Source organism: Microbacterium saperdae (genome assembly GCF_006716345.1).
Classification (GTDB): domain Bacteria; phylum Actinomycetota; class Actinomycetes; order Actinomycetales; family Microbacteriaceae; genus Microbacterium; species Microbacterium saperdae.
Window position 1 is genome coordinate 3,059,357 of record NZ_VFOX01000001.1, and the last position, 7,232, is coordinate 3,066,588.

General features: G+C 67.1%; 6 protein-coding genes. All 6 read right to left on the reverse strand.

Features of this window, described 5'->3' with window-relative positions; genetic code table 11:
- Nucleotides 1-29 precede the first annotated feature (29 nt).
- The 6 genes from FB560_RS14550 to FB560_RS14575 all read right to left on the reverse strand — a co-directional run bounded on the left by FB560_RS14550 (nt 30) and on the right by FB560_RS14575 (nt 7,155).
- Nucleotides 30-1,034: an ABC transporter permease gene (locus FB560_RS14550; RefSeq protein ID WP_141873038.1), complete on the reverse strand. Its 1,005-nt coding sequence runs from the start codon at nt 1,032-1,034 to the stop codon at nt 30-32.
- Between the two features lie 87 nt (nt 1,035-1,121).
- A complete protein-coding gene (locus FB560_RS14555) occupies nt 1,122-2,795 on the reverse strand; it encodes an ABC transporter substrate-binding protein (protein WP_141873039.1) in 1,674 nt (557 codons plus the stop codon).
- A gap of 176 nt (nt 2,796-2,971) precedes the next feature.
- Nucleotides 2,972-3,856, reverse strand: coding sequence for a MurR/RpiR family transcriptional regulator (locus tag FB560_RS14560; RefSeq protein WP_141873040.1), 885 nt, complete (start codon nt 3,854-3,856; stop codon nt 2,972-2,974).
- Nucleotides 3,857-3,869: 13 nt separating this feature from the next.
- The gene (locus FB560_RS14565) at nt 3,870-5,354 is read right to left on the reverse strand and encodes a glycoside hydrolase family 3 protein (protein WP_141873041.1); all 1,485 of its coding nucleotides are present in this window, start codon (nt 5,352-5,354) and stop codon (nt 3,870-3,872) included.
- The gene (locus FB560_RS14570) at nt 5,351-6,184 is read right to left on the reverse strand and encodes a carbohydrate ABC transporter permease (RefSeq protein WP_141873042.1); all 834 of its coding nucleotides are present in this window, start codon (nt 6,182-6,184) and stop codon (nt 5,351-5,353) included. The genes FB560_RS14565 and FB560_RS14570 overlap by 4 nt, the downstream gene beginning before the upstream one ends.
- Complete coding sequence (locus FB560_RS14575; protein WP_141873043.1) at nt 6,181-7,155, reverse strand: carbohydrate ABC transporter permease; 975 nt, start codon at nt 7,153-7,155, stop codon at nt 6,181-6,183. Before FB560_RS14575 ends, FB560_RS14570 begins: the two co-directional genes overlap by 4 nt.
- Between the last annotated feature and the right edge of the window lie 77 nt (nt 7,156-7,232).

Consider the following 7,232-nt stretch of genomic DNA (forward strand, 5'->3'; position numbering starts at 1 on the left):
GACCTCCTGTGGAGCAATGGTGCGAGTCATCATTGGACCCTCACTCTCGGATCGATGAAGCTGTACGACACGTCGACGGCGAGGTTGATCAGGGCGTAGGCGATCGCGATGAAGATGATGAAGCCCTGCAGCACCGGGAAGTCGCGGGTGAAGATCGCCCGCGCGAGGAACGAGCCGATCCCCGGAAAGGCGAACACCGTCTCGGTGAGCACCGCCCCCGAGATGAGGAGCCCGGTCTGCAACCCGATCGTGGTGATCACCGGGAGCATGGCGTTGCGCAGGATGAAGCGGTTGCGCAGCGTCGAGGATCCGACGCCCTTGGCACGCCCCGTGCGCACATAGTCCGCGTTCTGCACCTCGAGCACGCTGGCCCTGGTGATGCGGACGATGATCGCGAGCGGGATGGTGCCGAGCGCCAGTGCCGGCAGCACGAGATGCAGGATCGCATCCCAGGCCGCATCGAACTCCCCGGTGATGATGCCGTCCCACACGTAGAACCCGGTGGGATGAGTGGCGTCTATTCGCGGATTCTGGCGTCCGTCCGACGGCAGCCAGCCCAGTTGCACCGCGAAGATGTACTTGAGGATGAACGCCAGGAAGAACACCGGGATCGTGATGCCGATCAGGCTCAGCACCACGGAGGCGTGGTCGCTGAACTTGCCGTGCCGGCGTGCGGCCCAGTAGCCGAGCGGGATGCCGACGCCGATCGCGAAGATCAGCGCCATCACGCTCAGTTCGAGAGTCGCCGGGAACCGCCGCATGAACTCTTCCACGACGGGACGGTTGGTCTGGATCGAGGTACCGAAGTCCCCCTGCAGGAGACGTCCGACCCAGATGAAGTACTGCTCGATGAGCGGCTTGTTGAAGCCGTAGAGCTCGTTGACTCGGGCGACGGCCTCCGGTGTCGCCTTCTCACCGAGAAGCGCGACGGCGGGCCCGCCGGGAAGGGCCCTGACCCAGGCGAACAGCAGGATGCTGAGCCCGAACAGGGTGGGGATGAGGAATAGCAGTCGCCTGCCGATGGTGCGCAGCAAGAAGATCTCCGTTGATCAGAAGGTACGCCGTGCCCCCGGTCCCGCCGAAAGCGCGGGACCGGGGGTCGACATCTCAATCGGTCAGACCTACTTGGTGAGGACGATGTCCGTGAAGACCTCGTCGTTCACCGGGCTGGCGGGGTAGCTCTTCACACGCGGGTCGAACGCGAGCGTCGGTGCCGGGTGGGCGAGCGGGATGCCCGGGATGAACTGCGCGACCATCTCGTTGATCTCTTCGTAGAGCGCGGTCTGGTCCTCGAGGTTCGAGACGCCGCGCGCCTCGTTCAGCTTCTGGAACAGCTCGGGGTTGTCGAAGCCCCACTCGGAGCTCTTCTGCCCGAAGAAGACGCCGACGAAGTTGTCGGTGTCGTTGTAGTCGCCGGTCCATCCCAGCAGGTGGATGCCGTGATCAGAGGTGCCGGTGGTGCGGTCGAGGTACTCGACCCACTCCTCCGAGACCGGGGTGGTCTCGACGCCGGCCTCGGACAACTGCGACGACAGCACGGTGAAGATCTGCTCGGGGTCCGGCATGTACGGACGCGAGACGTTGACCGGGTAGTTGAAGGTCAGCTTCAGGGGGTTGGCCTCGTCGTAGCCGGCCTCGGCGAGCAGCTCCTTCGCCTTCTCGGGGTCGTAATCGTAGGTCGTCACATCGGCGTTGTAGCCGTTGACGACCTCGGGCACGAACTCGATCGCCTTCTGCGTGCCCTCCGGCAGCACCTGGCTGATGAGCGCGTCCTTGTCGACCGCGTACGACAGCGCCTCACGGACCTTGGGGTCCTGCAGCTCCGGCACCGCCTGGTTGAAGGCGAGGTACAGGATCGTGAACGGCGGGCGCGACACCATGGTGAAGCCGTCGTCCTCGAGTGCCTTGGTGTCGGCGGGACCGACGAGGTCGTAGCCGTCGATCGAGCCGGACTCCAGCGCCTGACGGCGTGCGGTCGGGTCGTCGATCGTGCGGAAGATGATCTTGTCGACCTGGCCCTTGTCGCCCCAGTAGTCGCCGTAGGAGGTCAGCGTGACCTGCTCGCCCGGAGCCCATTCGTCGAACTGATACGGGCCGGTGCCGACCGGGTGCGCGGTCGCGTACTCCGAGAGCACAGGCGCCTCGGCGGAACCGCTCACGTCATCCGCGCCGAACTCCTTCATGGCCGAGGGGCTCTGCATCGAGAAGGACGGCAGCGACAGCGACGCCACGAAGCCGGCGAACGGCTTGTTCAGCTCGATCGTGACCGAGTAGTCGCCGTCGGGCGTGCAGGACTTGTAGACCGCGTCTGCCGCGTTGGAGGCGTAGCCCTTGAAGAGCTTGTTGTAGTAGTACCCGAAGGCCTCGGATGCCGCGAGACCGGTCCAGTTGTACCAGCGGTCGAAGTTGACGCAGACGGCTTCGGCGTTGAACGGCGTGCCGTCCTGGAACGTCACTCCTTCCTTCAGCGCGAAGGTGTGCGACATGCCGTCGTCCGACGACTCCCAGCTCTCGGCGAGCAGCGGTGCGGGGTCGGCCGTACCGGGCTCCGTACCGACGAGTCCCTCGAAGATCTGACGCGAGACGCGGAAGCTCTCACCGTCCTGGGCGAAGGCGGGGTCGAGACTCGCCGGGTCGGAGGATGCCGCGAACACGAACGTGCCGTCGACATCGCCTGATCCCTCGGTACCCTCGTCTCCTCGTTCGCTGGCGACGCATCCTGCCAGGACGAGAGCCGCGAGCGTGGCTCCGGTGATGGCGATGAGTCCTCGCCGTCGCATGACTGATTGGTGCATTGTGTGTACCTTCCCTGTCGGGCGCTTCTTTGCGCGTTCCCGAGGCATCGTCGCCTCTGGACACGGTGATGCCTCGACGCTACCCAGCAGATCCACAGATGCCAAACGCATCCAGGTTGCAATCCGGTATCGACGCCGCCCGGATGCCTCAGACAGAGGTCCGGATGCGAGGAGCGTCAGTCCTGGGAGCTGAGGCGGGGACGCTGCCGAGCGGCGGCGGCGTCGTGCGTGCGCTGCAACGGGATCACGACGGGCTCTCCGCGGAGCTGCACGACCCGCACGAACAGCACATCCACCAGCGCGAGCTGCGCGATGCGGCTCGACATCGCGGCCATGCGGAAGGGCGACTCGTGCGCATGCGTGAGCAGCACCACATCGGCCACTCCGGCGAGGGTGGACTCCTCCGCACTCGTCACGGCGACCACGAGCGCGCCGGCGTCGCGTGCGACCTCGAGCGCCCGCACAGTCTCCTGCGTCTCCCCGCCATGCGAGAACGCGATGGCCACATCTTCCGCCGTGCGCAGCGATGCCGTGGTGACGGCGAGATGAGGGTCGGCGGAGTGCGAGACCGAGCAGCCGATGCGCGAGAGCTTGAGCTGCAGATCCTGCGCAGTCAGCGAGGACGCGGCCTGTCCGAAGAGGTCGATGTGCCGCGCCGCGACCAGCGCGTGCGCGACCCGATCGAGGCCGACGGCATCGATGCCGAGCGCGGTCTTCTCGATCGCATCGATCTCCTGCGCGGCGAGCTTCGCCGCGATCGCGGCCGGCTCGTCGCCCGGATCGATCGCGGTCGTGTCGAGACTGAAGCGCGCCTGCTGCGCCTGCTCGAGCGTGACGGTTCGGGCGACGGCGACGCGCAGCTCACGGTAGCCGCTGAACCCCAGCGACTGGGCGAACCGGGCGACGGTGGACAGCGACGTCTGGCAGAGCTTGGCCAGATCGGTGATCGCGAGATCGATCACCAGCGTGGGATCGGCCAGGATCGTCTCGGCCACGCGCGCCTCGGCGGCGCTCAGTCGTGAGACCGAGCGTCGCACCAGCGCGAGAACGTCTGCGTCCACCGTACGGCCCGACTCAGCCGGTCCTGCCGAGCAGGCGCTCGCGGGCGACCTGCGCTCCGACCCGGCTCGCGGCGGCGACCTCGACGGTCGGCAGCGGCAGGGGCGAGCGCGCGGGCAGTCCGACGTTGACGACCACCGCTCGCGGGTCACGGGCGGCCGCCCGCTCCACGAGCGCGCGCTGCGCGGCGTCGGCATCCGGCCGATCGATCAGGATCACGGTGGTGCCGGCATCCGCCGTCATCTCGTCGAGGACACGGTCCTGCTCGGAGACCTCCGTGCTCGCGACGTCGAGACGGATCCGTCGGTCGTCGCCCGCCAGAGAACCGGCGACGTAGGCGGCCGCGCTGTCCACGGCGAGCGTCGAGCGACGGCGCGCATCGACGACGGCGAGAGCGGTCGCCGGTGCCGGCTGCTCCCCGGTCACGGTGATGACACGACGGAGGATCTCGGCCGCATCGAAATCGTCCGCCGGTGCGACCGACGTGGCGGCGGCCGCGCGGAGCTTGGCCGCCAGCGTCGCGACGCGTCGCGACGCCTCCTCGACCCGCTCCCGAGAGAGCGACCCGTCCTGCAGCGCCGCGACGATGCCGTCGCGTGCCGCCAGGAAGTCACGCAGATCCTGGTCGGGCAGCGCCGCCTCGCCGGGGTTCGTGGGATTTCCGATGCACAGCAGGTCGGCGCCTGCGGCCAGGGCCAGCGCGGCTCCTCCCCCGATGCCGACGGTCTCGCGGATCGCGGCCATGTCGAGGGCGTCCGTGATGATCACACCGTCGAACCCCCAGCTGCGGAGGATACCGAGGATGCGCGGGTTCAACGTCGCCGGGGCCTCACCCCACGCGGGGACCACGATGTGCGCGGTCATGATCGAGTCGACTCCGGCTTCGACGGCCGCGCGGAACGGCTCGAGGTGAACCCGCTCGAACTCCTCGATGTCGAGGGAGATCTCGGGCAGCGCGTGATGCGAGTCGAGGTGCGTGTCGCCGTGGCCGGGGAAGTGCTTGACGCACGCCGCGACACCGCCATCCTGGATGCCGTCGATCACAGCGACCGCGTGCCGGGACACCAGACCCTCATCCGAGCCGAACGAGCGCACACCGATGACCGGGTTGCGCGGGTCGGTGTTGACGTCCGCGACCGGGCCGAGCACGACGTTGGCGCCCACCGCGGCGACACGGCGCGCGAGCTCCGCACCCGTGCGCTCGGTGGCGACCAGATCGTCGAGAAGTCCGAGCTGAGCGGCACCGGGGATCGTGGATCCCTCTGCCGACTCGAGCCGGGTGACGCTGCCACCCTCCTCGTCGACCCCGATCAGGGCGTCCGGGTTCGCTTCGAGGAGCGAAGCGCTCAGCGCCGGAAGCCCCGCGCCGATGTTCTGACCGAAGTACACGACCCCGGCGAGACCGCCACGCAGCTCGTCGAGCAGCCAGGCCGGAGCCTCGGTGCCGAAGAAGCCCGGCCAGAGGACGCTGTTCGCGAGTCGCGTCAGATCCGCACTCATCCCTTGACCGCCCCCGCCACCATGCCCGCGGACAGACGCCGCTGCACGATCACGAAGAAGATCATCACGGGGATCGTGATGATGGTCGACGCCGCCATGATGCTTCCCCAGTCGTTCGAGTGCAGACCGAAGAACGACTTCAGGCCGATCGAGACAGTGTACTGATCGGTCTGCGCGCCCAGGATCGTCATGGCGAAGATGAACTCGTTCCACGCCGTGATGAAGCTGAAGATGCTGGTCGCGACCAGACCGGGCATGACCAGCGGGAGCAGGATCGAGCGGAACATCCGCCACCAGCTGGCACCGTCGATGTAGGCGGCTTCCTCGAGCTCGACCGGGACCGCTGCGACGAAGCCGCGCAGCATCCAGATCCCGAACGCGAGGGACAGGGCGACGTAGACGACCATGAGGCCGATGATGCTGTTGAGCAGCCCGAGGGATTTGACCTGCAGGAACAGCGGGATCACGAGCGCCTCGAGCGGCACCATCTGCACCACGAGGATCATCATGAGCACGGTGGTGCGGAACTTGAACCGGAAGCGGGCCACCGCGACGGCGGCGAGCAGGCACACGACCGCGCTGACGAGGACCGTGACGAGCGCCACGATCGCCGAGTTGCGCAGGTAGGTGCCGAATCCACCGTCCGTGAGGACGAACGCGAAGTTGTCGAGCGTGAACTCCTGCGGCAGCAGGGACTGCCCACCGCTGGACGCCTTCGCATCGAAGGCGCTGGAGATCATCCAGTACACGGGGAACAGCGTGAAGATCAGGACGGCGGCGACGGCGATGCCGACACCGATCCGCGAGGCGAGCGACGGGCGCGGGTTCACAGCTCGTCCTCCTTCATGAGCGATCGGATGTACACGATCGTGATGCCGATCAGCACGAGGGTCAGGATCACGGCGAGCGCCGCACCGAAGCCGTAGCGGTTCTGCCCGAAGGACTCCACATACGACCAGACGCCGAGGTTGAGCACCGAGCGGTTGCCGCCGTTGCCACCAGGCATCAGATACACCTGGGCGAAGACCTTGAAGTCCCAGATCGTCGACAGGATGATCACCACCGAGAAAACGGGCTTGAGGGTCGGGAAGATGATCTTCCAGAAGCGGGTCCACGCACCGGCTCCGTCGAGCGCCGCGGCCTCGAGCATCTCCTTCGAGACGCCGAGCAGGCCGGCGAGCACCGTGATGGCGACGAACGGGAAGCCGTGGTGCACGACGTTCAGCAGCACGATGGCGTAGAACGACCACTGGTTCGTGAACCAGTTGACCGACGCGTCCATCAGACCCAGGTCTTTGAGCACCGCGTTGAAGATGCCGCGGTCGGCATCGAAGATGAAGGTCCAGACGTAGGTGCCGGTCACCGCGGGCATCGCCCAGGCGACCATGATGCAGCTCGACACGATGACCCGCCACACGCTGCCCAGACGGGCGAGCAGCAGGGCGACGAGCGTGCCGACGGCCACGGTGGCGAACACGGCGACGATCGCGAAGCCGACCGTGTTCGGCAGGACCACGGTCCACAGCGTCGGGTTGGTGAGCGCCTCCGCATAGTTCTGGAGACCGATCCAGTTGTTCTCACCGGTGTTGATCTCGCGGAGGCCGTAGTCCTGCAGCGAGAAGATGAACACCTGGATGAGAGGCCAGAGCATGAGCACCGCGAGGATGATCAGCCCGGGGGCGAGGAGGAGCCAGGGGCGGGCCGTGAGGAGGGAGAACCCTCGCCGCGATCGGCCGCCGGCCACGGAGGCGGGGGTGGACCCCGACTCCGTGGCCGGCAGTGGCGCTTGCACCATCGACATGAAGGGAATGTGCCTTACTTGTTGAGGAGGTCGGTCATCTCAGCCGCGGCATCCTTCGTCGCGGTCTTGACGTCCTT

Coding starts and splice junctions, on each gene's coding strand:
- FB560_RS14575 (WP_141873043.1), bottom strand. CDS start 7,155: ATGTCGATGGTGCAAGCGCCACTGCCGGCCACGGAGTCGGGGTCCACC.
- FB560_RS14565 (WP_141873041.1), bottom strand. CDS start 5,354: ATGAGTGCGGATCTGACGCGACTCGCGAACAGCGTCCTCTGGCCGGGC.
- FB560_RS14555 (WP_141873039.1), bottom strand. CDS start 2,795: ATGCACCAATCAGTCATGCGACGGCGAGGACTCATCGCCATCACCGGA.